This is a genomic window from Moorena producens PAL-8-15-08-1 (assembly GCF_001767235.1).
In the GTDB taxonomy this organism is placed as follows: domain Bacteria; phylum Cyanobacteriota; class Cyanobacteriia; order Cyanobacteriales; family Coleofasciculaceae; genus Moorena; species Moorena producens_A.
The window spans coordinates 1,054,354-1,078,164 of record NZ_CP017599.1; the positions used below are offsets into that span (position 1 = coordinate 1,054,354).

At 44.5% G+C, this 23,811-nt stretch carries 20 protein-coding genes; 5 read left to right on the plus strand and 15 right to left on the minus strand.

Annotated elements, in window-relative coordinates:
* Positions 1 to 78 precede the first annotated feature (78 nt).
* Complete coding sequence (locus tag BJP34_RS04135) at positions 79 to 4,287, plus strand: non-ribosomal peptide synthetase (protein ID WP_149030781.1); 4,209 nt, start codon at positions 79 to 81, stop codon at positions 4,285 to 4,287.
* A 54-nt stretch (positions 4,288 to 4,341) separates the two neighbouring features.
* Positions 4,342 to 4,530 (plus strand): thioesterase domain-containing protein, encoded by a 189-nt coding sequence (locus BJP34_RS04140; protein WP_070391252.1) that lies wholly within the window; start codon positions 4,342 to 4,344, stop codon positions 4,528 to 4,530.
* 244 nt (positions 4,531 to 4,774) lie between these two features.
* Here the strand turns inward: BJP34_RS04140 and BJP34_RS04145 are convergent, their stop codons facing one another.
* Together BJP34_RS04145 and BJP34_RS04150 are read right to left on the minus strand one after the other, a co-directional pair.
* On the minus strand, positions 4,775 to 5,461 hold the full coding sequence (locus BJP34_RS04145; protein WP_070391253.1) for a hypothetical protein: 687 nt from the start codon (positions 5,459 to 5,461) through the stop codon (positions 4,775 to 4,777).
* Between the two features lie 612 nt (positions 5,462 to 6,073).
* Positions 6,074 to 7,087, minus strand: coding sequence for an ATP-grasp domain-containing protein (locus BJP34_RS04150; RefSeq protein WP_070391254.1), 1,014 nt, complete (start codon positions 7,085 to 7,087; stop codon positions 6,074 to 6,076).
* Between the two features lie 158 nt (positions 7,088 to 7,245).
* On the opposite strand from BJP34_RS04150, the gene BJP34_RS42330 reads away from it, so the two are divergent.
* Both BJP34_RS42330 and BJP34_RS04160 read left to right on the plus strand, forming a co-directional pair.
* Positions 7,246 to 7,401, plus strand: a complete 156-nt coding sequence (locus tag BJP34_RS42330) for a hypothetical protein (protein ID WP_158516996.1) — start codon at positions 7,246 to 7,248, stop codon at positions 7,399 to 7,401.
* 213 nt (positions 7,402 to 7,614) lie between these two features.
* Complete coding sequence (locus tag BJP34_RS04160) at positions 7,615 to 8,187, plus strand: Uma2 family endonuclease (RefSeq protein WP_070391256.1); 573 nt, start codon at positions 7,615 to 7,617, stop codon at positions 8,185 to 8,187.
* Between the two features lie 285 nt (positions 8,188 to 8,472).
* On the opposite strand, the gene BJP34_RS04165 is transcribed toward BJP34_RS04160, so the two are convergent.
* The 13 genes from BJP34_RS04165 to BJP34_RS48345 all read right to left on the minus strand — a co-directional run bounded on the left by BJP34_RS04165 (position 8,473) and on the right by BJP34_RS48345 (position 21,605).
* Entirely contained in the window at positions 8,473 to 9,177 is a 705-nt protein-coding gene (locus BJP34_RS04165) for an ABC transporter ATP-binding protein (RefSeq protein ID WP_070391257.1), read from the minus strand.
* Positions 9,178 to 9,562: 385 nt separating this feature from the next.
* Positions 9,563 to 10,834 (minus strand): ABC transporter permease, encoded by a 1,272-nt coding sequence (locus BJP34_RS04170; protein ID WP_070391258.1) that lies wholly within the window; start codon positions 10,832 to 10,834, stop codon positions 9,563 to 9,565.
* A 17-nt stretch (positions 10,835 to 10,851) separates the two neighbouring features.
* A complete protein-coding gene (locus BJP34_RS04175) occupies positions 10,852 to 12,360 on the minus strand; it encodes an HlyD family secretion protein (RefSeq protein WP_070391259.1) in 1,509 nt (502 codons plus the stop codon).
* Between the two features lie 3 nt (positions 12,361 to 12,363).
* Positions 12,364 to 12,513: a hypothetical protein gene (locus BJP34_RS42335; RefSeq protein ID WP_158516997.1), complete on the minus strand. Its 150-nt coding sequence runs from the start codon at positions 12,511 to 12,513 to the stop codon at positions 12,364 to 12,366.
* 65 nt (positions 12,514 to 12,578) lie between these two features.
* Positions 12,579 to 13,676: an RNA-guided endonuclease InsQ/TnpB family protein gene (locus BJP34_RS04180; protein WP_070396485.1), complete on the minus strand. Its 1,098-nt coding sequence runs from the start codon at positions 13,674 to 13,676 to the stop codon at positions 12,579 to 12,581.
* Between the two features lie 752 nt (positions 13,677 to 14,428).
* Positions 14,429 to 14,956, minus strand: a complete 528-nt coding sequence (locus BJP34_RS04190; RefSeq protein WP_158516998.1) for a vitamin K epoxide reductase family protein — start codon at positions 14,954 to 14,956, stop codon at positions 14,429 to 14,431.
* A 722-nt stretch (positions 14,957 to 15,678) separates the two neighbouring features.
* Positions 15,679 to 16,452: an ABC transporter gene (locus BJP34_RS04200; protein ID WP_070391263.1), complete on the minus strand. Its 774-nt coding sequence runs from the start codon at positions 16,450 to 16,452 to the stop codon at positions 15,679 to 15,681.
* Between the two features lie 7 nt (positions 16,453 to 16,459).
* The gene (locus tag BJP34_RS04205; protein ID WP_070391264.1) at positions 16,460 to 17,368 is read right to left on the minus strand and encodes an ABC transporter ATP-binding protein; all 909 of its coding nucleotides are present in this window, start codon (positions 17,366 to 17,368) and stop codon (positions 16,460 to 16,462) included.
* A 202-nt stretch (positions 17,369 to 17,570) separates the two neighbouring features.
* A complete protein-coding gene (locus BJP34_RS04210; RefSeq protein ID WP_070391265.1) occupies positions 17,571 to 19,487 on the minus strand; it encodes an asparagine synthase-related protein in 1,917 nt (638 codons plus the stop codon).
* A gap of 18 nt (positions 19,488 to 19,505) precedes the next feature.
* On the minus strand, positions 19,506 to 20,234 hold the full coding sequence (locus BJP34_RS04215; protein ID WP_070391266.1) for a lasso peptide biosynthesis B2 protein: 729 nt from the start codon (positions 20,232 to 20,234) through the stop codon (positions 19,506 to 19,508).
* Between the two features lie 459 nt (positions 20,235 to 20,693).
* Positions 20,694 to 20,843 (minus strand): hypothetical protein, encoded by a 150-nt coding sequence (locus BJP34_RS42340; RefSeq protein ID WP_158516999.1) that lies wholly within the window; start codon positions 20,841 to 20,843, stop codon positions 20,694 to 20,696.
* Between the two features lie 398 nt (positions 20,844 to 21,241).
* Positions 21,242 to 21,463, minus strand: a complete 222-nt coding sequence (locus tag BJP34_RS04220; RefSeq protein ID WP_070391267.1) for a hypothetical protein — start codon at positions 21,461 to 21,463, stop codon at positions 21,242 to 21,244.
* 10 nt (positions 21,464 to 21,473) lie between these two features.
* Complete coding sequence (locus tag BJP34_RS48345; RefSeq protein WP_267876476.1) at positions 21,474 to 21,605, minus strand: hypothetical protein; 132 nt, start codon at positions 21,603 to 21,605, stop codon at positions 21,474 to 21,476.
* A gap of 630 nt (positions 21,606 to 22,235) precedes the next feature.
* Between BJP34_RS48345 and BJP34_RS04225 the strand changes: the two genes are divergently transcribed.
* The gene (locus tag BJP34_RS04225) at positions 22,236 to 23,705 is read left to right on the plus strand and encodes a putative Ig domain-containing protein (RefSeq protein WP_070391268.1); all 1,470 of its coding nucleotides are present in this window, start codon (positions 22,236 to 22,238) and stop codon (positions 23,703 to 23,705) included.
* The last annotated feature ends 106 nt before the right edge of the window (positions 23,706 to 23,811 follow it).

Here is a 23,811-nt window from a genome sequence, read left to right on the forward strand (position 1 = left end):
TCTCACGGCGACTAAAGTCGCTACGAGCTTTCATCCCCGGTTTAAAAACACGGGGCTTTCAGCTTTGGGAGTCACGTAATTACCGCAGGGGAACAGTTGCAGATTACTCCTGCGATCGCTAACTTGTTCGAGAAGCTAAACGATTGTACCCTACACAATCACTATGGCCCATCGGAAACTCATGTGGTCACCTCCTTTACGCTAAAAGGTTCCCCAAGCAGTTGGCCAGCACTTCCTGCCATTGGTCGTCCTATTGCCAATACCGAGATTTATCTTCTTGATCAGTCCCTAAAACCAGTTCCAGCTGGAGTGGAGGGGGAATTATACATCGGTGGTGTTTGTCTAGCGCGAGGCTACCTGAACCGACCGGAAATAACTGCCCAAAGATTTATTTCTAACCCCTTGAACAAGGTAAATACTCAGAGCGATCGCCTCTACAAAACGGGGGATTTGGCTCACTACCTACCGGATGGTAATATCCAGTTTCTGGGTCGTTTGGATGACCAAGTTAAGATTCGGGGTTACCGTATCGAACTAGGGGAAATTGAAGTATTGCTAAGCCAACACCCCAACCTGAAGCAGGCTGTGGTTTTAGCTAGAGAAGATAACCAAGACAAACGTTTAGTGGCTTATCTTGTACCTGGACAATCCGAATCTGCACCTGTGGAAACAGAGCAAGTTCAGCTGGTGTCCCAAGTACGCAATTTCTTACAAGAACAGCTCCCGGATTATATGATTCCTGCTGCTTTTGTAGTTTTGGAAGCACTGCCTCTGACACCTAGTGGTAAAATAAACCGACGGGCTCTACCTGCACCAAATAAGTCTCGTCGCGATTTGGTAGTTGATTTTGTTGCTCCTCGTACTCCCACAGAAGAGATCTTGGCCAGTATTTGGGCTGAAGTGTTGGGATTAGAAGAAATCGGTATTTACGACAACTTCTTTCATTTGGGAGGAGATTCAATACAAGTAATCCAACTGCTGTCGAGAATCAGGAATACTTTCTCAGTAGAGTTGCCTTTACACTACTTATTTGAAGACCCTACCATCGCTAAACTCAGCCAGAATATTTTAGACACCACAAATAAACATAATCAGCTGTTACCTCCCATAAAACTGGTTAACAAGGAAGAAGAATTACCCCTATCTTTTCCTCAGCAACGACTGTGGTTTGTGGAACAAATCGAACAAAGTCTTTCTGCCTACAACGAGCAAACTGCTCTGCATTTGCGTGGCTCTGTTGATGTGACGATCCTAGAACAAGTCTTAACAGAAATTGTCAACCGTCATGAGGTTATGCGTAGCAACGTTAAGATGGTGGATGGTTCTCCAGTAATGGTTATTTCACCTCACCTGAAGATAACGTTACCCATCGTTGACTTACAACAGTTGACCGAACCAGAACAGTTTGCCCAGCTCCAACAGTTAGCAGTTAAAGAAGCTAAACGTCCCTTTGATCTAGCTGAAGGGCTTTTGTTGAGAGTAAGTTTATTGCGCCTAGGTCAAGAGGAACATATCCTGCTGCTAACCATTCACCACATTATCTGGGATGGTTGGTCAATGGGAGTATTTATTGAAGAATTATCGGCACTTTATTCGGCTTTTTGCTCACAACAACCCTCCCCACTACCAGAACTCCCCATCCAGTATAGGGACTTTGCCAGTTGGCAGCGTCAATGGTTTACTGGGGAGGTGCTGGAAAATCAACTGAACTACTGGAAACAACAGTTAGCGGGAATACCAGCACTGCTGGAATTGCCGACAGACCGCCCCCGTCCTCCGGTACAAACTCACCAAGGTAGTAGCTTGGACTTTGAACTCAATGGTGAGTTAACTGAGAAACTGAAAGCCTTAAGCCAAGCTTCAGGAGCAACGTTGTACATGACACTACTGGCAGCCTGGGCAACGTTACTTTACCGCTATAGCTCCAATGATGATATTGCCATTGCTTCTCCTATTGCTAACCGCACCCGCCCAGAAATGGAACCCCTAATTGGCTTCTTTGCTAATATTATCGTGCTGCGTAATGATTTATCGGGTAATCCTAGTTTCTTGGAATTACTGGCTAGGGTGCGTAGTTGTGCAATGGAAGCTTACGCTAATCAAGATGTGCCATGTGAGCAACTGGTGGAGGTTTTAAAACCAGAGCGCTCCCTCAGCCATAGCCCTCTATTCCAAGTAATGTTTGTGTTTCAGCAAGCCCCAATTCAGAAGCAGAAGTTTGCTAGTTTGACATTAACTCCATTATCACTAAAAAGTGCTATAGCCAAGTTTGATCTGACCCTATTAATGGAAGAAACCGGGTCGGGAATTGAGGCCAAGTTAGAATACAATAGCGATTTATTTTATCAGCCAACTATTGTCCGGATGGTAGGGCATTTCAAAACTCTGCTCGAAGGTATTGTTGCTAATCCACAAGCACAAGTTTCAAAGTTACCGTTACTGACAGCAGCCGAACGCCAGCAGTTATTGGTGGAATGGAATAATACTGATAGTGACTATCCCCAAGATAAATGTGTCCATCAGTTATTTGAGCAGCAGGTAGAGAAAACCCCTGATGCTGTAGCTGTGGTGTTTGATGGGGAGCAACTAACTTACAAGCAATTAAATCAAAGAGCCAACCAACTAGCACATCACCTGCTTTCACTGGGAGTCAGACCAGAAGTATTGGTGGGTATTTGTGTGGAACGTTCCATTGAAATGATAGTGGGACTGTTGGGGATACTCAAGGCTGGTGGTGCTTATGTACCCCTGGACTCCAATTATCCAGCAGAACGTCTGAGTTATATTTTGGCCGATTCGGGTGTGGAAGTGTTGTTGACTCAACAGCAGTTGTTGTCATCTTTGCCATCACATACTGCACGGGTGGTTTGTTTGGATAGTGATTGGGGAACAATAGAGCAACACACTCAGGAGAATCTTGAGGTTGGGGTAGGTTCGGATAATTTGGCTTATGCAATCTACACTTCTGGTTCTACCGGACAACCCAAAGGAGTTTTAGTCGAACACAAAAATGTGGTTCGTTTATTCGCAGCCACTCAGTCTTGGTATCACTTCAATGCCAATGATGTTTGGACTAATTTCCATTCCATTGCTTTTGACTTTTCAGTCTGGGAAATCTGGGGAGCCTTATTTTATGGTGGACGGCTTGTGATTGTCCCCTACTGGACAAGTCGAGATCCTCAAAGCTTCTACGACTTGCTGTGTTCCGAGAATGTAACAGTACTCAACCAAACCCCATCTGCTTTTCGCCAACTGATTCAGGTTGAACAATCGCACAACACACAAGCACAACTAAATTTACGACTAGTTATTTTTGGTGGAGAAGCCTTAGATTTACAGAGCTTGAAGCCATGGTTTGAGCAGTATGGGGATAAAACTCCACAGTTAGTAAATATGTATGGTATTACAGAAACAACTGTGCATGTTACTTATCGACCTCTAACAATAAACGACCTTAACAGCAACGGCAGTGCGATTGGTTGTCCAATTCCCGATTTACAGATGTATATCCTCGATGAAAACTTACAACCAGTGCCTATTGGGGTAACAGGGGAAATGTATGTTGGTGGAGCAGGTGTCACGCGAGGGTACTTGAATCGCGAACAGTTGAATAATGAACGGTTTATTCCTAACCCATTTAATCATAAACAAGAAAGTCGGCTTTATAAGACGGGAGATTTAGCCCGCTATTTGCCCAATGGTGATATTGATTATAAAGGTCGCATTGATAATCAGGTCAAAATTCGCGGTTTCCGCATCGAACTTGGAGAAATTGAAGCTGTCTTAGGTCAACATCCAGCTGTGCGGGAAACAGTGGTTGTGGCCAGGAAAGACCAAGCCGATCAAAAACGTCTCGTGGCTGATATTGTTTCCGAGCAAGAAGATCTAACTAGTAGCCAATTGCGACAGTTTCTGAAACAAAAATTACCCGATTACATGATTCCCTCTGGCTTTGCCTTCTTGGAAAAATTCCCGTTAACCCCCAATGGCAAAGTTGATCGGCGCGCCTTACCTGAATTAGATCAATCTAATCGACCTCAAGAAGCTGGCTTTGTTTCACCCCGTAATTCCCTGGAATTGCAACTGTCCCAAATTTGGTCTGATCTCCTTAATGTCCACTCAGTTGGAGTTAACGATAACTTCTTCGATCTTGGAGGTCATTCCCTGTTAGCAGTTGATCTCATGGCTCGGATTAAGCAGCAGTTTGGAACTAATTTACCTTTAATTACCCTGTTTACGGAACCGACTATTGAAAACCAAGCTAGTCTTCTGATCAATGCCACTTAGAACCCATCTTATTCTCCCCTAGTTCCTATTAACAAGGTAGGAAACTTACCTCCTTTGTTCTGTGTTGATCCGGTTGGGGGCAATGTTCTTTGTTATGCACAGTTGGCTCGTTATCTAGGAAATAACCAACCCTTTTACGGGTTGCAATCCCCTGGTTTATTTGGTGAGTCTGAACCATTAACCCGAATTGAGGATATGGCCAGTTGCTACATTGAAGCGTTGCAAACTATTCAACCGGTCTAGAAACTTACAGGATTCCTGGAGACCATTATACTATGATGCGCTCACCCGATGTTGAGATTTTAGCTAAACAGCTAGAGGTTTTAGTTAGAAAGTGAGAGCTGATATAGCGCTACGCGCAAGGGCTTTAGGCAAAAGGCAAGAGGCAAAAGTTGACGTACATTAGCTTTTCAGCTTCTATCAATGTCCTAACTTTAATGCGTAGTGCTATATAAGTTTTGTCTTGGAGGAGTCCTTGTTGTCTCCTCTAAGACTTAGCCGTCACAGCAGCAAGACGCTTCAAAATACCCAAAACATCATATAAATAATTGCCAGGATTCCAGATATCAAAGGCTTTTGATAAAGCATAGCGTAGGGTTTCGCCTTTAGCTAACTTGATAAAGATAAAGCTGGCACCATTAGTAACAAGACCAAATGTTGGTTGCTCTGTTTGGGGACTCTTCAGCATGTAAACTAGTGCTTGAGGAATTGCTGGTTGTAATGAAACAGCAGAACGTTTGGACTCAATAACGGCTATCCAAATTGGTTTGCTAGCGTCTTGATGCAGTCGCTCATGGGGGAGACCCCCAAGACCGCGCTGCATCGCCACCAAAATATCAATACGTCCTTTGACAATTGTGTCCTCATCTTTATCTTCAATGGGTAAAGACACTTCATACTCTGCTTTAACTTTAAAAGGCGGTTGGTAAAATCCTGCCAAATCCAATAAAGGAGAAACAACAACCATTTTAACTAGGTCTTCTAGTACCAAATCTTTAGACAAGTACTTGTAATTAGCTTTGGCTCTATCGAGCATTTGCCTTTCTATTTCAATTAGTTGGGGTAGGTTTTCCACGCACTCTGGGAAAAACTCTGGCTCCATTACTTCTTGGAGCTTAAATTTATCTTCTACGTCACTAAGGCTGAGTTTTGATGGAGAAATAATAGTAGCCATAATGATTTTTTTTACATAGTCATATTTACATTATATCTCCAATAAAACGGGTGCATCTCATATTTTAAAATATTGCGTAGGGTGCGTTAGGGGGAGCCCTCTCCGCCTCGTAGTCAAGGTTAGGACAGCCCTCCCCGTAACGCACCACCCAAACAGCGTTTAGGAGATGCACCCAATAAAACCTGTGGCGGTAGTGGTAAAGATGTAGTGATTTGGCTACAGTCTTGTCAAGGTAACGGGAGCTAAAATCACTACTTGTCTACCACTACCGCATTTCCTCCGCTCCTATGGATATAGCGTTTGTATTTGAGATGTAAACCTAGGAGGTCTTTTTTTTCTTGGACAATACAACTGAGGATCTCTTGGGTGCATCTCCTAAAAGTTGTTTGACAAGGTGGTGCGTTACGGGCAGCAACATAACCAAGGGCTAGAGGCGGAAAATGAGGCTCCCCCTAACGCACCCTACGCAACTTTTTTACAAATATGAGATGCACCGGGATCTCTTTCCCCTCCTGGGAGGGGTTAGGGGTGGGTTGCTCTAGCATGCATGCCTCTTGCCTTTTGCCTTTTTCGGCAATTCGTGTGTTTACAACCCAGATACAAATGTTATAGTTATCCAATATGTTCACAAATATAAGACCACATTAAATCAGATGACTCTTGAACTACTGGTTTTCCTGAGTGGGTTTGGGCTTCTTCTAAACCAGTAACATTTAATGTGTTAATCTCAGATAAAACTCGCTTGCCATCGTCATCCACTAATGTATCGAAGCCAAAAATGACTATGCCTTGCTCCAAGAAACTAGGAATAATCGTTTCGGCAATTCTTATTTCGTCTTGATCCGGTTCGCCAACAGTTGTAGAACCCCCTGCTGACATATTGCAGATCCAAGAGTCTTCTTTAGGAATCCTGAGAAAACCTCCTGTAACTTTACCATTCACCACTAGCACTCTCTTATCACCTTTGCTGTAATTTTTTAAGTACTTCATGGCTAAATAGTCACCACTATCTCTTAAGCTTTCTTCAATGACTGACTTGTAGTCATCAAGGGAGTATTGCTTATTCCCTTCCCAAGCCTGGTCATCAACTATCCTGATAATACCTTTACCGCCATAGCTGCGCAGAGGTTTTAAGACGATGGGAAACTTTTGGTTAAATTCTAAAATTTCCTCCAAAGTACTGCAAAGTTTCATCGGCGGGCACAGTTCAGGAAAGTTCAGAAGAGACCCCTTTGTATCTGTTTTTTGGATTCCTGATGGACGATTAATGATTTTATCTTCGGGTACATGACTGGTGATGAATTCAAAAAACTCATCGGGTACTGGTCGGTCTATCCTGAGAAAAATCAAATCATGATCTTTAAAGTCTGTTTTGATGCTGGCATTTAAAAATTGTTCCCCGCTTTCTTGAGGAACAAAGTTATCGTCAACCAGCAAACTCATTAACTCAGTGGAAGTATAGTCATAGAAAAATTCCTTATTTTTGGGATTTCCCCTGCTTGCCACTTGAATAGAGTCACAAACAGGATGTTTAGCCATAGTTCTGAGTAGGGGATAGATTGAACTTATTCCCCCGTGGGTATGATGGTCAGTAATAGCTAGTATTCGATACTTTTTATTGGTCATGAAATAATTCCGGTAGTTTGGAAACCCGCGATTTTATTCGGTGGAGGACGTATGGCATTTGCCTTTCGCCTAGGCAATTATATGACTTTGTGGCAGTTGTGGGGAACAGGGTAAGGGTGGGAAGTGTGCGGAGGGTGGGAAGTGTGGGGAGATGGGAGATGGGGAGATGGGGAGATGGGGAGATGGGGAGATGGGGAGATGGGGAGATGGGGAGATGGGGAGATGGGAGATGGGGAGATGGGGAGATGGGGAGATGGGGAAATGGGGAGATTTTTATTAAGGGTAATTATCTCGACATGATATATAGTTTATGATAGCTATGAGGTACAAAAATTTGGTTTCCTTATTACCTATTCCCTGCTTACTGCTTACTGTTTATTGCTTCCTTATCCCTGTTCCCTGTTCCCTGTTCCCTGTTCCCTAAAACCCAAAAATTTGTACCTCATGAGGAAAGATAATTGCTATAAAACCAACCCGATTGAGAATTGCTATAGTATGGTCAAATCTGTTTCTCGAACTAGCTGCCAATGGTAAAGATAGCTTCCTTACCTTTGACTCTCGAAGAGTTTCTGGAACTTCCAGAGACCAAACCCCCTAGGGAATATATTAACGGTGAAATTAGTCAGAAACCAATGCCTAAAACTCGCCACTCCAGACTTCAGAGCAAGTTGACGAGTACAATTAATTCTGTTGTTGAGGAAGGGCAAATTGCCTACGCTTTCCCAGAGCTACGATGTACTTTTGGCGGACGGTCAATTGTTTCCGATATAGCAGTTATTGGCTGGCACCAGATTGAATTTGATGATGTAGGGGAGCCTGTAGATGATGTGTTTATTGCTCCAGACTGGACTATTGAAATTATCTCTCCAGGCCAGAGTTCAAACCGAGTAATAGGTAATATTTTACATTGTCTAAAACATGGTTCTCAACTAGGATGGCTAATTGACCCTTATGACCGCTCGATTTTGATTTTTCTACCTAACCAACAACCGGAATTGTTTCAGGTAAGTGACTCTCTAGTGGTGTTAGATGGTATCGACCTTCAGTTGACAGCAGAGGAAATTTTTTGCTGGTTGAAAATGGGAAGTTCAGCAACATAAGGGAGTAGGGAGTAGGGAGTAGGGAGTAGGGGTAAGAAAATTGACTGTACCTCATAAGTATGATCAACGCTATATACCAATTCTCTTAACGCTTGCATTTTGGTTGGGTAACTCCTCCTGTTACTAGAGCTTGATTACTACAGCCTTTTTCATAGCTATGAGGTACACAGGTTTTTTTTCCTGTTCCCTGTTCCCTGTTCCCTGTTCCCTGTTCCCTGTTCCCTGCTCCCTACTCCCTGCTCCCTAGAACCCAGAACTTTATACCTCATCCAATTCAAAACCGCTCTAAGTATTAAGACTAATAGATTTTAGAGACATTTGGTCATCCCGATCTACTACCAAACCATCCTGCATCTGAATAAGTCGTTGGGTTTGGGCAGCTACATCATGTTCGTGAGTAACAATCACGATGGTGATGCCTTGCTGGTTTAATTCCCCAAGCAGATCCATGACTTCCTGGGAGGTTTTGGTATCTAAGGCTCCGGTAGGTTCATCTGCCAACAGCAAAGCGGGGCGATTGACTAAAGCACGGGCAATGGCAACCCGTTGTTGTTGTCCCCCAGAAAGTTGGCTAGGACGGTGGTTAAGGTGGTTGCCCAAACCCACTCGACTCAAGGCTTGCATTGCCCGTTGGCGTCGTTTGGGTTTAGGTACATTGGCGTAGACCATGGGTAGCATAACATTCTCAAGGGCTGTAGAGCGAGGCAAGAGATTGAATTGCTGAAACACAAAGCCAATGCGCTGATTGCGGATATAGGCAAGTTCGTCATCATGTAGGGTTGTGAGGTTTCTGCCTTCAAGGGCATAGCGTCCGGTAGTTGGGCGATCGAGACAACCAATAATGTTCATTAATGTGGACTTTCCAGAACCAGAAGCCCCCATAATGGCAATGTATTCTCCCTCTTTAATTGACAGGTTTATTCCCTTCAGAACTGATACCTGGACTTCCCCCATATCATAAATTTTAGTAATCGCTTCCATCCAAATCATAGTTTTTCATCCTATAGTTTTAGCAAAGGGAACAGGGAACAGGGAACAGGGAGTAGGGAGTAGGGAGTAGGGAGTAGGGAGTAGGGAGTAGGGAGTAGGGAACGTAAGCATTCAGCTATCAGCTATCAGCTATCAGCTTATGTGCTACGCACACGCGTGCGCGTTCAGCTTTTGAATAAGCGATGCAGCGCGGTCTTGGGGGTTTCCCCCATGAGCGACTGCATCAAGAAAACAGGTCAGCTTTCGTATCTGAGTTATGTCACAGCGTTGAAGCCTGTGCCACAAAGCTGTTCGCGTAGCGTGAGCTTTTAGCTCACGGCTGACGGCTGAATGCTGAATGCTTACCAGGGAACAAAAATTATCACAATTCCTACACTGATCCTTATTAATCAGTCCGTAAAGCAACGATTGGGTCTAATTTGGCGGCATTATTTGCAGGTATTACTCCAGCTAGTAATCCCACAATACAAGACAGTCCAAAACTAGAAATGACTGACCACAGAGAAAGCACAAACGGAAATTGTAAAATAGTGGCTGCACTGAAAGCCAAGGCTATTCCGAATCCCATGCCAATCACTCCCCCCACACCAGAAACCACGACAGCTTCTGCTAAAAATTGCTTGAGAATTGCTGATTTGGTAGCTCCTAGTGCTTTACGAATGCCAATTTCTCGCCTTCGTTCCACAACAGAAGCCAACATAATATTGGCAATACCAATGCCGCCAACAACTAAAGAAATTCCAGCAACTGCTCCCACCATCACCGTAAATAAACCCACCACATTATTTAAGGTATTGATCATGTCTGTTTGGTTAATGATTCTAAAATTATCGGCTTGGGGTGGATAAATATTATGGCGCAAGCGCAAGAGATTGGTAACTTGAAATTGAGCTGCACTTAAACTCGACTCATCAGAGGCTTTCAACCACAACCCATTGATGGCAATCCCGGCTAGGGCATTATTACCAATAAGTCGCGCCGACATAGTCGTCAAGGGAATATATATTTGATTATCTTGGTCTATTCTTCCTACCGCACCCTTAGATTCCATAACACCAATAACGATGTAACGCTCTCCCTGAATGCGGATATTGGCACCAATTGCATTTGCCCCCGGTTCAAACAGTTGTTCCCGTAATTTAGAACCAAGAACAACCACTGATTTACTAGAGAGCAAATCATCCTGATTAAAAAATTGCCCCGACTGGGGATAGATGTTCTTGACCTCCGGGTAACTCAAATCCGTACCGATGACAGTAGTTAATATATTCTTGCCACCATAGACTACGGAGACATTAGGCTTTTGCAAGAATGCAGACACCGCACTAGCCGTAGTCACCTGTTCTTTAATTGCCCGTGCATCCTCCCAATTTAAACGTGTTCCCCTACCAGTACTACCTAGATTGATGCGACTATTTCTGGGAGTATCAGGGAACACCAGCATGACATTTGTACCCAAACCCTGTAATTGCTGCTCGGTTGCCTTTTGCACTCCCTGACCAAGGGAAGTAATAGCAATTACCGAGGCAATCCCAATAATGACACCCAGCATGGTCAGCCCTGTGCGTAATCTGTTACTCCACAAAGCCTCCAGGGCCATGACTAAGACTTCTACAGTGGATGCTGTACTAAAGCGAATCTGAACTGGTGTAGCCATTTTTGTACACCTTGTAATTAACGTGAACGTGAACGTGAACCGGGAAAAGGAGGTGGGGTAATCGATTGCGGTCGGAACCCTTCTGGGAAATTTATAAACACTCTTTCGGTTCCCTGCAAACCTGATTTGACTTCTGTTTTGTAATTAGCAGTAACGCCAGTCACTATGGGAGTGAAGATAGCTTGATTATTTTCTCCTGTTACAAACACACCTGTAGCATTCTCCTGGCGGACAATTGCCACTGTCGGTACCACCAAAGCATTTAAGAGTGTGCCTACTTTGAACTCCAGATGGACATTCATCCCAGAACGCAGAAGTTGTTCTGAATCCGAGACAATGGCCACCTTAACCTCAAAGCTGGTAACATTCTGTTCTATAACTGCCTGGGCAGCAATTTGTGCCACCTGTCCGGTAAAGGTTTTTCCTGGGTAAGCATCAACAGTAATAGTGACGTCTTGTCCCAAGCGGATTTTGGAAATATTACTTTCTGCTACGTATGCCGTTACTACCTGGTTACTAGAAGCTAGGGACAAAATTGAAGAAGAGGTAGCGGATAAGACAGAACTACCTGCGGTAGTCGGGCTGACAAAGGCACCTGGATCGGCATACTTCCTAGCAACAATGCCAGTGAAAGGAGCGCGAATTACCGTATCTGCTATCTGCGCCTTGGCATTTTGCACAGCCCCCTCGGCTTGCATCACTCTAGCCCGGGCTTGGGCAATGTCTTCTGGCCGTGCCCCTGCTTTGGCTAGTTTCAAACTTTCTTGTCTTTGCATCACTCTAGCCCGGGCTTGAGCAATGTCTTCTGGCCGTGCCCCTGCTTTTAGGAGTAGCAAAGCTTGCTTGGCTTCTTTTACCCCTGCTTCGGCTGTATCACGGGCCGTCCGGACTTGATTAAAATCTTCCACAGAAATAGCACCAGCCGTTGCTAATTCCTGCTTGCGCTGGAGGTCATCTTCAGCTTGTTGCAGATTTGCTTGTGCTTTTTCTAATCGTGCCAAGCCCTGAGCAATATCTTCTGGACGATTGCCAGCCAGCAACTTTTGCAAATTTGCTTGTGCCTCAGCCAGTTGTGCTTGAGCTTGGGCAATATCTTCTCGACGATTGCCAGCTAGCAACTTTTGCAGATTTGCTTGTCTCTCAGCTAGTTGTCCTTCTGCCTGAGTTAATTGCCCGGTGAGATTGGAGTCATCCATATAGGCAAGAATTTGCCCTTTTTGTACGCGATCGCCTTCCTTGACTAACAGAGTTTTCAGCAATCCTGTAGTTTTGGGGCTAAGATTAATCGCACGTTCGGGCTCAATGACGCCATTAGCAGAAACTGTGACCGCTAGGTTCAGTTTTTCTACCGATACAGTTTGCGTTTGGGTTTTTGCTTGTTGATTTGGCAGGGCAACCCGCTGGCGATAAGCTGCATAGCCTCCTCCAAATACGAGACACAAAAGGAGTAGTCTTAGCAGCCATTTAGCTAACCTATTTTTACCAAAATTGAAATCTGCCAATGGCTGGTTTGCCTGAAAAGCCATGATTTACTCCTGTTCTGGCACTGCTTGACTAGCATAATTCTGAAAGTTATGGGAACCTTTGTAACCAGATAAATCGGCTAACGTCTGCAATGATTGTTTCCTTAAATACAACTGACCGTTAATCTGCTCTGTAAAACGGATACAAAACGACATCAAGCGTCGTAATGAAGTTCACTTCCTGCTTCCTCCAGATAGCTGGGTTGGGTAAGGTGTCGGCACTACTTACTAACACAGGCGATCACCGAGAAGCCCTCGGCTAAGCGTTCTAAATTGAGACTTGCGTTGAGATCACGATCAGCGATGTAATCGCAACCCTCACAGTCAAAAACTCGTTCTTTGAGTGGCATTTGTTGAACATGGCCACAGCTTGAACAGGTTTTAGTTGATGGATAGAACCTATCTGCAAACACTAATTCTGAACTGTACCACTCGGATTTATATTCGAGTTGACGACGAATCTCATAGAATGCAGAATCAGCGATTGCACCCGCCAGCTTGTGGTTTTTCAACAGGCCGGAAACATTCAAATCTTCTAACCCAATGACTGCGTGGTTCTTGCATAGCCAGGAGGTTAGTTTATGGATTGCATCTTTCCGGATGTTAGCGACCCTTTGATGAGCTTTTGCTAGCTTCAGTTGAGTTTTATATCTGTTTTTAGAACCTATCTTTCTTCTAGATAATTCTCGTTGAAGTCGAGCTAATTTTTTCTTAGCTTTTTTATAAGCTCTTGGGTTTTCAAAAACCGTTCCATCTGAACAAGTGGCAAGAACTTTAACCCCAACATCAACACCCAGATATTCTCTAGATTTTACGGTTTGTTCAGGTTCAAACTCGTAGGCTACACACAGATACCAAGAATCAGCTACTCGAGTGATTGTGACTCTCTTAGTCTGGATTTCCGGTAAAGGTTCGTATGTACTGACCCATCCAATAAAGGGAAGTTTTAATCGAGTTCCTGAAAACTCCATTATCCTTCCGCAGTTATCAAGAGTAAAGCTATCATTTCTACCTTTTTTCTTGAACTTAGGATGTTGAGACGTACCTTGAAAAAATCGTTTGAACGCTTCCCCTAAGTACATAAAGGCGAATTGATAAACCCTTGAACTTAGAGTAGATTGCCACGGATATTGAGGCTTAACATGATTGGTGTAGAATTTTTTGAGCTTGTTAGTCGAAAGTTTTAGGCCCTCTTTATCAGCCTCGTTCCAAATCCGGAGCGCCCAATTCCAAATCCATCTTGAATAACCGGCGTGTTGAGCCATCAAGGTTTTCTGTTTGTTATTCAATTTTAACTTGGTTTTGAAGGCTCTGAGCATAATTCCGGACAATTCTTGTCTCCGTTGTCGAGATGGTGTTTTAATCCCTTGGATAATTCCTGGCTTTTCCGATCTAGCTAAAGTCCTGACGTTAACCCCTAGCAACTTAGCGGCTTCTTTGGGGTTTAATGTACTTGCTCAGCTGAGTTACCTTGACAACCTACTTATAGTAGCGTGTTGTACCGTAAAATGCCAACTAAGTTTTTTCTCCCAAGTGGGAAAGCCTTTAATCTTGGCGGCCTTGCAGAGGTCTGGGCGAGAGTTTTTACCGGGAGCATGTCACTGATGCAGAGCATTTGTAGTAAAGCTATAGCCCCCTCATGGGTTTTAGCTTGCTCTGATAGTACATAGTTCATCTGTTCTGCCACTTTAATCTAAGTAGTCGGACATAAATAAACAGTACTGTCTCAAAAACTGTAAAATCCTTGTAACCTTTACACCAAAAGGTTTGGTCAATATTTACAAAACTTTATACAGCACCCAAAACTTTTGTCCGACTACTTACTCCCAATTTGATCGGAACTTGGAAGACACAGGGATTCTAGTATTTGTAAGGCATGGGTTTTACCTTTTACTGTAATGAATTTCAATTAATACATTTATTTATAGAATGATCTAACCCGGCTTGGCAGTACCCTTGAGGGTACCTTTTCAGCAGCTGGTCATTGTCTTGATGCAGTCGCTCATGGGGGGAACCCCCAAGACCGCGCTGCATCGCTATGATGGCATAACCTTCAGGGGTGACAATCAGGCTAAAAATGGCTTGGGGTAAGCTTTGGAGCCATGGTATCCCAACACTCAATGTAATTAATTTGGCTCCAAGCACCTTGACCAAACATTTCTTTTTGCTGATTGCAATGATCGCACCAAAATGCATCATACATTTTCACTTCCAGTTTTTCCAAATGCTCTGCTAGAGCCATGTTTGCTTCACTAGAAGAGCTGGTTATAGTATAGTTGATTTCCGTGGCAGAGCGACTGATATTCCCCAGGGTATAAAGACCCAGTAGCCCAAGGAGCAACAGTATCACCACCATAGTTACCGTGAGCAGTTGTTGTCTCAATTTCTGCCAGCCACCAGCGCTCAAGGCCAGAATAAACAAGCTCGCTGACAATAAAGTAGACATAATACAAAAGCTACACTTTTCGTGGAATTCAAACAGTGTCGTATATAGCAGGTAACTACTGACAATTAGCATTAATGTCCCACCAACTGCTAGTAACAGGATTGTCCACTTTTCTAAGGGAGAGCGGAACTGTTTATGTGCTTTTGAATTCACAAGCAGGGGAGCGATCGCGAAACCACCATACTAATGCAAGCAATTAAGCCTAATAAGGTGATGGGTGAACTCAAGATAGCAGCATCGGCACTGGTGGGAGGTAGATTGCAACCGCTGGGACTACAAGTAGAATTATTTTGTGTTAATTGAATCAGGACTTACGCGGTTAAGTTGATTTCGCCCCCCTAGCCCCCCAATTCTGGGGGGTAATGATGTCAAAGTCCCCCAGAATTGGGGGACCCACGGGGGCAAATGCGTAAGTCCTGTGAATAATTTTGGGATAGGCAGTTGCTACAGCACCCAAAGAGGCTATTCCTGCGATCAGAGGGCGGGACCAGCGATGCATCCAGTGTAGAAAAGGTTGGTGTTTCATAACAATTCTTGGAAAGTAGAGATAGCATTTCTATTTGAGTTGTGAAAATACTTGTGCTTTGTAAAGGCAAGAGGCAAGAGGCAATAGGCAATAGGCAATAGGCAAGAGGCAATAGGCAATAGGCAATAGGCAATAGGCAATAGGCAATAGTTAATCAACTATATAGAGATTTTTGGTAATGAAAAAACCTGTCATCCTTTTTTGAAATTCATTTGTCAATGCTAGAGTAGAGAATAGACCTATGGGCAAAAATAAATATGAAATCAAAATCTATCCCTTTTGCCAATAGCCATGCATGCCTTTTGCCTTGTCTTCAGCAAGGTTGATCAGACTTATGCAAGAGGTCTAATTAATATCCGCTTAATATTCCGTGTTGCTTAGCTTGGCGTTCCGCCCATTGAAAAACCAGTAACCCTAAGGAAAAATAGACTATGCCATTGAGTAAGGCAAGGGCAAACTCCGAGATATCTAAACTTTGATTGCTTACCATCAGTTGGCGCAGTCCATCTGCACCCATTGTCATTGGTAACAATAGTCTTAAACCTTGGAATCGGCTCAGCCATGTTTCTGTAGGCACGGCTAGCAAAAACAAGAACGTAAACTGGAAAAGTCCTAACACTTGCTCGACACGCTTGAACACTAAGGCCAAAGCACCCATCAAGAAGGAAAGACCGTAGGCTCCTAGTAACAAGGTACACAGAGGTAAGAGTAAACTGGGAGGAAAGCTGAGACGGGTTCCAGTTACGAGAGTGATCAGCAGCAATAGACTGACATTTAAGATAAGACGTAAGGCCAGACTAACGACAGTTCTAGCTAAAAAAACTTTGGCAGCACTGAACGATGAAAGGAAAACTTGTTCTAGGGTTCCAGTTTGGGCTTCTATTTGTAAAGTAATAGCAATATCATTAACAACAGATAAGACTAAAACCCAAAGCACGTAACCCACAACAATCGTATCAATTCGATTGCCAACACTTAGTTGGGGCCCAGCAACAAAGCGAACGCTGATAAACATTCCATAAAAAATGAATGTTGTGACGGCGACGGAGGAAAATGCTTCAACTGGATAGCGGATAAACTCAGTCCAAGTACGCTTGAATTCAGCCCGGAGCAATTGCAGCATGGCTTTTCTATCCCACTAGTTTTAAGAATACTTTTGTTAAATCAGCTTCATCCTTTTTGACTTGCACCAAAGGCAAAGGATTGAGGATTTGCAACACTTGATAAAGACCTTCTGGTGTGCCAGGGTAAAGAATTTCTCCCTTTTGTACCACGCCACCTAATGCCTCTAGTTTGCTGAGTCGTACCTGGTCTAAGCAGCCTTCGATTGCGATCGCATAGGTGGACCCAGAAAACCGCTGGATAATCTGGCGAGTTGGTTCCAGAGCAATGATTTGACCTTGTTGAATAATAGCGACCCGGTCAGCAATTTCTTGAGCCACATTCAGTTGATGGGTGGTCAGTAGAATGGCGCAGCCTGCTTGTGCCATTTCTCGAACTATTGTTTTGACCCGCTGGCTGGCTTCTACGTCTAACCCTAAAGTGGGCTCATCTAGGAGCAGTAATCGGGGTTGATGAACCAAAGCAACAGCGATCGCTAATTTCTGTTGCATCCCCCGGGATAGTCCTTGTACAGGAGTGTGACGTTTGGACAACAGACCAAATCTGTCTAATAACGCCAAACCCTGACGATGGGCGATTTTTTGGCTCAAGCCTCTTAATACTCCGAAATATTCCAGGTTTTCCTCGGGAGTCAAACGCCAATAGAGGTTGCGGTTACCTTCAAGAACCGCACCCACCAGCCGCCGTGCTTGGGGATGGCGATGGGGATCACGACCAGCTATTTTTACCGAACCCCGATCAGGTCGAATTAAACCCGCAATCATCTTAATGGAGGTCGTCTTACCTGCCCCATTGGAACCAAGAAAAGCCAGCACTTCCCCTGGTTCAATGGTTAAGGATAGCCCACGTACTGCTGCAACGATCTTTCCCCGCTGTCGGTAGTGTTTTTGGAGGTTATAAGCTTCTAGTGTGGTCATGGCTGTAATTTTGCTGACTCTTGGCATCTAGTACAACTACCCTGGGAGTAGCCGCTGCAGGTGTAATGGGTGAGATTGAATAGTAACGATTGAACGGAACATGATATAGCAATACCCATTAAGGTGAGGACATTGATAAAAGCTTTTTTAGTGAACTTTTGCCTCTTGCCTCTTGCCTCTTGCCCTTGCGCGTAGCGCTATACTAACAAGTGATTTTTTCGACTTGCCGATGTAGCTGGTGTACTTCCGTTGGTGCTTCTAGAGGTTGATGCTGTGCTGCCATCATTTGGTCGAACCAAGCGATGAGTGCCAATGTCGTGTTAATGTGATAGATAGCTTCCATATTTCCAATGCCAACGGCAGCCTGGCGCATAGCGTGAATCAGTTGCTGGGCATCAAATATACCTAATTCTTGGCTGGAGGAATTACGCACCATGAATTCTAAACAGGGTAAATGTTTAGACAAACCAAGCCAATAGATATCGTTAAATGTAGCTTTGTCACGTCTGGTGCGAATTGGTTCTGGCAGTATTCCCCGCATAGCTGTTTGCAGAACTGGTTTGGGCATACCAGGGATTTCTCTGAGGGCTGTGGGCAACTCTAGGCAGAAACTCAGCACGCGAGAATCAAGAAAAGGATGGGAGTTGTGCATACCTTGTGGTGCTGCGAGATACCATTGAGACCAATCACCTACGGAGGCTTGGAGAGACCACAAATCCACAGATAATTCAGCGGAACCACCGTATAGTCTTTGAGCATTTTGTCTGCCAATGGTCTGCATTTTAGTACCCTGGGCAAATTCGGGCAATATCCAGGGAGGAATGGCAAATTTTCCGACCTTGGGCCAGCGTCCAAACCCACCCCGCCACCAGGTGCCAATAGTCCCCAGCATCAGCATCGGCAAAGCAGGCCCAATGCAGAATTGATAAAGGATGGACCAGATACTCTGGTTATTACCCTGTGCCATGCGTTGGGCCTCGGAAAATGCTGCTAACCATTGACCTTGGCGCAACTGACTCGCCATACTCAGGTATGTTCCTACCAGCAGTTCATCAGCTCCCATACCGGTTAAAATGGTATCCGCTCCCAGTTGATGGGCAGCTTCCACTAAAAGCTTTTCCATGGCTAGGTGGGATAGACCTGCATAGGGTTCGTCATGGTAAGGGATGTCATCATTGAACCAGCGAAAGACCAGGGCGTCGTCAGCATCAAGGAAGTGAGGGACAATCGGTCCACCCTGTTCTAGCACCATCTCGGCGTATGCTCGCTCACCAGCCAAGCTAGGACGTTTGTACACTGCTGTTAGGGTGTCTAACTGGGGTTTGCCTACCCCAGACAACATCCAATCCCGGGCGAGACAAACTACACTGGAAGAATCCATTCCCCCGGATAGGTGGGCAGCAATTTGCCCTCGCTCCATTCGTTGTTTAACCGCTTGCCGCAACAGATGGGCGTAGTGTTCCCCTGCTGACTCTAGGGTAAGGCTGTTGTTGTGGTGTTGTTTTGCTGCCCAATCCCACCAACGGTAGCTTTCTACCGTTCCGGTAGCCGTAATGGTCAGTATTGTGCCAGGAAGTACACGGTTGATGCCCGTGAATGCTGTTTCCTCTGTTGGTAGCTCGACAGCAGGAGAGGGCAACATCAGAAATTGGGCGAGAAAGTCAAGGTTGAAGGGTTTATTGGGGAGCAAATCCAGCAGGGGTAGGATACTAGTGCTAAGAGCTAGGGTTGTTCCTGCCTTGAGCCAGAATAACTGCCAGCAACCAAGGGGGTCACGCAGGGCGAACAGCCGTTGTAATTCCCCATCCCACACCACCAGGGAAAACTCTCCCTCTAATTGTTCTAGACCTTGGCGACCGAAATGACCATACACTGCTAGGGCAATTTCCGCGTCTGATGTACAGTTTTGAGTTATGGACTGGGGTAACTTGGTGAGAAGTTCATCCTGATAACACAAGTGCCCCATCAGTACAGCGGCAGTCCTTGATTGATAATTGCGGGCAAAGGTTACTAAAGGCGATCGCATTACATGGTCTCGGTTAGATGGAAATACCCGAAATTCCACATCCCCATCCAAACCAGTATCCAAACCAGTAAAAACATCGAATCCTACTCTCATCACTTTCTCCTTAATAGTTCAGCTATACCGTGCCACTGGGGTAAACATCTGGCAGTGCAATTGGTCATCCGTCACAATCTCTGAGCCACACTCTACCCAAGCATGTCCCTCGAAAGGATAAAAACTGATCCCAATTACCAGTTCTGCTGGCAGACCGAAAGTTGTCCTAAGGATTTGCCAACCCACAAGGGCTCGCTCTTTGCACGCCATTGGCAGTAACATGTGTTTTGCTGCCGCTGACCGCACCACACCATCAACTCCTGCCAGTGCTTTCTCCCAATTTTCCGGGGGGGTATTGGGTGCTATGGAAGGTTGCCAACGTCGCCATAACTTGATAGTTCTGGTCCAACCCAAAGTCCGAATGCTAATCCATGCAACGGTTAGCAGCAGGGAAGTGGTAAAAGGAGATGGTGGTACAGACTGGTAGGATTGGGGGAGTTGACACACAAGTAGTTGCTGACGTTCCAAATCCTGCAAAAGCTTGTTTACATCCGCAAGCACCTGGCCTTCTGGGACTCCATAGTCACTAGCTAGGCAACGTGCCGCCATTTCTGGACCTTGCTCAAGGACAAGCATTAACATCTTGGTACCGATGGCATCGAGTCCATAAAACCTGCCGCGATTGAGACCCAATACTCGTGCAACCCCATCTTGAAGAACTAAAATTACATCCTTTTGGAGACGATAGAGTCCGTTTGTTTCAGTAATTACGGTAGGGACGAGTTCCTGTAGGGCTAATTTGGTCATATCCCTTATCCTGATGATTTCTAAGTAATTAACTTGACCAAGGGAAGATTAAATTTATAGCGCTACGCCCAAGGCAAAAGGCAAGAGGCAAGAGGCAAAAGTTTACTGCAAAAGCGCACCTTTTTCAGCTTTTATTAATGTCAAACACCTTAATACGTAGTGCTATATGGTCATATCTTTTAGGGAAACAGGCAGTTTGAGAGAATTTATAAAGGTGCGCGCCTCCTAGGCCGGGTTCCCCGGCCTTGGGTCGCACCTCAATCTGCCTGTCTTATTTATTTGCTCACAATTTAGGAACTAAACTTTAATAAGTTGAGCATCGGATCCGGACTAGATAGGATATAATCGGATATATAGGAACTAATTTGCTCAACTTATTTTGGTGTCATTCCTTAACAGCTACTTTTATTTAGGAGCATTGATGGTTTCAATACTCTACATTAGTAGCTGATGGACTCCTTACCGGAAGAAAAAGAAGCGCCGCCAGAAAAAGAAGTCGAACCGACGTCCACGCCAAAAGGCCTGCACTTTATCAAAGTTGCCTAGATCGTACAGTTCAGGTGCAATATAACCGGAGGTGTTTGCCGATGCTAGAGTTTGTGCTTTCATGCTTACTCTCCTATTCAATCAATTAGTTAGTTGTGATCAGTTACAATTGGTGAATTTACATTTTGCAATGGGTGCATGTCAGTTTTGTTAATCCCTGATTTAGATCCCCCATTATCCCCCTTAATAAGGGGGACTTTTGAATCTAATTCCCCCCTTTTTTAAGGGGGGTTAGGGGGGATCTATGTACCTAATTTCAAAAGTGACATGCTCCCTTTGGCAATTAACTAACTGTTCCTGATACTTCACAGATTAAAGTAAATTTCTAGGGAATTCATTCACCTTTTATGAATTCACATATACAGAAAACTGTATTGCAATTGTGATCAGGAGTGAGGTCCACAGCATTCAGCCGTCAGCCGTCAGCCGTCAGCTAAAACCTCACGCTACTAGATCGGTGCTTAAAATGAACCTAGAACGAGAGAATTTAATAGTTCCAGATTAATCAGAATTGGAAGTCTGGTGAAAATTCCTTGGCGACGGTAACGAATTGTATTCGCAATCCGCGTACGTTGGCTGAAGATAATCTGCTTTTCATCATTTAAATCTTCGATGCCCAGTAACTCAGCAATATAGGGCATCACCCAGGAATCACAGGTTTCAATAAACCAGTTGTCATACAAGCCTTCAAGATCAGCTTCTATAAATCTGGAGTTCCTTTTCCATTACCGCCAACAGCGCCCGTAGGGGTTCCCCTTGGGCAAAATCTCGCTGCCGGTAGATAGCAGGTAATAGATTATAAAGCCGCTCGGTTGATTGGTTCATGTTAGAAATACCATTGGTTTTTCACCAGGGAGCTCATAGATAGCGTTTGTATCTGAGTTGTAAACACACTTCTTGCTGTAAAAGGCATGCATGCTAGAGGCAAAAGGCAACAGGGGAAAGAGATCCGGAGTTTTATTGTCCAATAAAAAAAGACCTCCCAGGTTTAAATCTCCTACAGGAAACGCTATAAAAGCTCAAAAGTAAAAAATAACAGGATTTGATCAGATGCGCATCTTATGGTAATAAACAAAATATATTATCAATAACGGAAGCAGTAAAGGTAATTGATAATTCCTGAAACCCTTATCTATCAAGATATACGAGCTTGTAAATCAAAAAAAATATCTAAAAAGCCTAAACTCCTATAAAATTAGAATTTGGGCAAAATTTAATATCTGCATAGCCTTTCACCATACTTTAGCTACGGTTTCCGCAAAGGGAACCATGGAGTTACTTACAGCAAAAAACAACAGGGCTACTTAACCGTAGTACCGGATTAATTTGTAAACCATTAGTTGGAGGTGCAGCGGAAAGGGGCTGAGTGGGCTAAGAGGGGGTTCACACCTTGAAAGCTCCGTCCTAACTCTCACCCTCAGGGTGTAAGTGGTGTATTCTGCTGCGAAATTTTCGATGAAAAAAATCCGTATTTTTCTGTGGGCGGCACTATTGTCTGGTGCTATGCTCATGATTCCACAGCCAGCTCAGGCGATTGAAAGCATAATCGAGCCGGTCAGTCACTTTGATACTGGCACAGAGGCTTGGAGCGTTGTTGACGTCAATGATCAAGCATTTGACCCCGAAAAGTCTAGAATCTGTGGATTCATCACTGGTGGCTACATTCGTAATGATGATCAAGTCGGTGATGGACCCTACGATTACGTTGCTCCCGAGAAGTTTCTTGGTGACAAATCCAGTTTTTTCAATGGAAACCTCAGGTTTGCTGTTGAGGTTAATTTGGAAAATAGCGATGAGATTACCGAGGATATCAATAGTTTAAATAACAGTTTAATAAATGGTTTAACCATAAGTGGTGGTGGTTTGGAACTACAGAACCATGTATCGACGCCCACTATAGACCAATGGACTCCCTACACCATACCCCTTAATGCAGAGGGTGGATGGATAAAAACTGACAGCAATGAAGCAGCGACGAATTTAGAGATAATGCAAGTCCTGACAGATTTGGATTATTTAAAGATTAATGGCGATTGGTTCACAAATACCAACAAAGACCGTTCCAGTCTCGATGAAGTTCGCTGGGAAACCTGTGGATCTCTCTACGTCTATGAACCCCCAAATAATTCTGCCCCTGTGGTGGCTAATCCCATTGGCGCTCAAAGCATTAACGAGAATGAGCCTTTTACCCTGACAATTGGGGAAGCAACATTTAGCGATCGCGATGGGGACACTTTGAGCTTTAGTGCAACCATACCCAGCTGGTTGAATTTCGATGGCACTACTTTTAGTGGTACTCCCACTAGCGATGACATTGGCACAACTACAATTACTGTAACAGCGTCTGACGAGCTATGCAAAACGGTCAGCAATGCCTTTGAACTTCAGGTTAACCATGTTCCTGTGCGTACTGAAATTGCTAATTCAGTGGAGGATTTTTCTGATACTCAAGGAGAGCATAACTGGTTCTATGGCTACTACGATGGTTCCCTGACCAGTGCTGATTTCCATGAAATGGAGGAATACACTCAGGGCTCCTGGAAAGTCAAGCAAGGAAAATACTGGACTGAGCTATCTAACACTATTGCTCATCCCAACGGTCCCAAAACCACCGGTAGACGGCAAAAGGTTGAGCAGTGGGGAGTTCGTCGCTGGGTTAGTGACATTGAGGGGGAAGTTACGTTCAAGGGTCACCTCGCCAAGAAAGACCATCGTACTGCCAGCGATGGTGTGATTGCCTATATCTTTGTTGATGGTACTAAAATCTGGTCTGACGCAATCGATGGCAATGATGCTGTTGGGGTTTATTTCACTGTATCGAGCAAAGTGCAAAAAGGCTCGGTAGTTGACTTTGCCCTGGCACCTGGCAATAGCGACTTTTTTGATAAGAGCACATTCACTATTAGCATCATTGGTTTGTTGTAGAGCTTAAGCAGTCAGCGGTCAGCGGTCAGCGATCAGCCGTCAGCGGTCAGCTTAAAATAAACCTCGTTCGCCCATTGCGCCAATGCACAACGGGCGAACGGGATAA